A 357-nucleotide genomic window follows, 5' to 3' on the forward strand; every position below is an offset into this window, starting at 1 on the left:
GCCCACTCTTCGTTGCGACCCTCGGGGCGGAGCTGACCCGAGGCGCCCGCGGTCGGCGCAGGAGTCGCTGTTGGTGAAGGAGTCGCCGTCGGTGAAGGTGTGTTTGTAGGTGCAGGGGTGGCGGCCGGCGCGGGCGCGCCCGGTCTCGCCGTGGGTGCCGCAGGCGCAGGTGACGGTGTCGCCGTGGGCGCCGGCGCGGGACGGCCCTGAGGAGTTGCTGCCGGCGGCGGCGTCGTCGTTGGGCGAGCCGCGGGCGGCGGCGTGGGTGCGTGCTGCTGCGGAGCTGCGGCGGGCGGCGGTGCTGGCGGCGTGGGAGCCGGGCGCGCGGCAGGCGGTGCCGGAGGGGGCGCATGCTGT

1 protein-coding gene is annotated in these 357 nt (G+C 77.9%); it reads left to right on the forward strand.

Features of this window, described 5'->3' with window-relative positions; translation table 11 throughout:
* Nucleotides 1-154 precede the first annotated feature (154 nt).
* The coding region (locus AC0L3P_RS40185) for a hypothetical protein (RefSeq protein ID WP_473309482.1) at nt 155-357 on the forward strand (203 nt) is incomplete at its 3' end.

Source organism: Bradyrhizobium sp. WSM4874 (genome assembly GCF_055811835.1).